General features: G+C 32.7%; 2 protein-coding genes. Both read left to right on the top strand.

Annotated features, from left to right (window positions below; all coding sequences use genetic code 11):
- The first annotated feature begins 154 nt into the window (after window positions 1-154).
- Window positions 155-1,165 (top strand): DUF3231 family protein, encoded by a 1,011-nt coding sequence (locus V7659_RS30280; protein ID WP_335543722.1) that lies wholly within the window; start codon window positions 155-157, stop codon window positions 1,163-1,165.
- A gap of 227 nt (window positions 1,166-1,392) precedes the next feature.
- Window positions 1,393-1,605 (top strand): hypothetical protein (locus V7659_RS30275; RefSeq protein ID WP_335543721.1); only part of this gene is annotated, 213 nt, incomplete at its 3' end.

Raw genomic sequence — 1,605 nt, 5'->3', positions numbered from 1 at the left:
ATTGTGAAGTACTGTACTTAAAGTAACGTGGCTGTTTAGTTGAAGATGTAATTAACTTTTGTATAAAAAGAAGAGACTTCGATATATCGTAAATAAAATAACCTTTAACTGAAAATAATAATTTAAGCCAGCTAGATTTGGAAGGAATGACAATATGCAAACTGAGCATAACATTAGGTTAACATCAGCAGAAATTTCACAACTTTGGCCGTCTTATATGAACGATAGCTTCTCAATCTGTTTTTTAAAATATTTCTTAAATAATGTTGACGACGCACAAATACGACCAGTTTTAGAGTATGCATTACAATTATCACAATCACATATTCCAAAATTGACAGCTATTTTTAATAAAGAAAACTTTCCTATTCCGTATGGTTTTATTGAAGGTGAAGACATTGATATAAATGCCCCACGTCTTTTTTCTGATAGTTACTATCTACGCTTTTTATTACGACAAAGTAACATAGGGTTAAATGCTTATAGTATGGCTGTTGCTTTATCTGTTCGTTCGGATGTAAATAGTTATTATACGGAATGCCTAACGGAAATAGCAAAGTTACATACTATGACAACTGAAGTGTTATTATCGAAAGGTCTATATATACGCTCTCCATATTTTCCAATACCTAAAAATGTGGAGTTTGTTAAAGAGAAAAGCTTTTTGGCAGGATTTTTTGGTGACGTGAGACCATTATCAGCATTAGAAATAACAAACCTTTACTCCAACATACAACGAAATGCACTTGGAACTGCAACCCTAATTGGTTTCAGTCAAGTCGCTAAAGATGCCAAAGTAAAAGAATATTTAATTAGAGGTAGAGATATTGCGAAGAAGCATGTTGAAGTGTTTAGTCAAAAACTAAGTAAAGACAATTTACCAGTCCCAATGGCTTGGGATACTGATATAACGGAATCAACTACCTTTACGTTTTCTGATAAGATAATGATGTTTGAAGTTACATCTTTAAACGCAATTGGAATGGCTTTTTATGGTGCTAGTTTATCTACTAGTCCCAGACGTGATTTAGGTTTAGAGTATAGTCGTCTAATGGCTGAAGTCGGACAATATGCTTCAGATGGAGCAAAGATAATGATTGATAACGGATGGTTAGAACAACCACCTCTAGCAAGTGATAGAGATGAGTTAGCAAACAAGCAATAAAGATTAGCTATTAGTTATTCTACATATCCTTTTAGAGCTATTTTTGTTGCTTTAATTGAGAGTAATCCTTGTTGAACTAACGGGTGCTTTTGTTAAGGATGATGATCGCTTCGGCGGTCATTTTTTCTTGTTGAAATAACGTGGCAGGTTAGTATTAGAAGGAATAATTAATTACAATATAGAAGTAGTTCAAGTTAGTAAACGAAGTTGCGAAAAGGGGTTAATAAATGTTTAGGATTAATTTTCAAATAGAAGACTCGCCAACACTAAGAAGTTGGTTAACCGAACCAGATTTTGACCCATCATTACATTTAAATGGTTTTCTAGATATATCTTATAGAGAAAATAACTTCTTTTTGAATTATTTACAAACACCTTTGGACGGAAGGATTCCTTTTGAATCCAAAATGAAGTATCTAATTGTTAATATAGTTAATGAC

The sequence above is a fragment of the Neobacillus drentensis genome, from assembly GCF_036966985.1.
Lineage (GTDB): Bacteria > Bacillota > Bacilli > Bacillales > Cytobacillaceae > Neobacillus > Neobacillus drentensis_E.
Note: the sequence above shows the minus strand (reverse complement) of the source record. Positions and strands in the feature narration are given on the sequence as shown.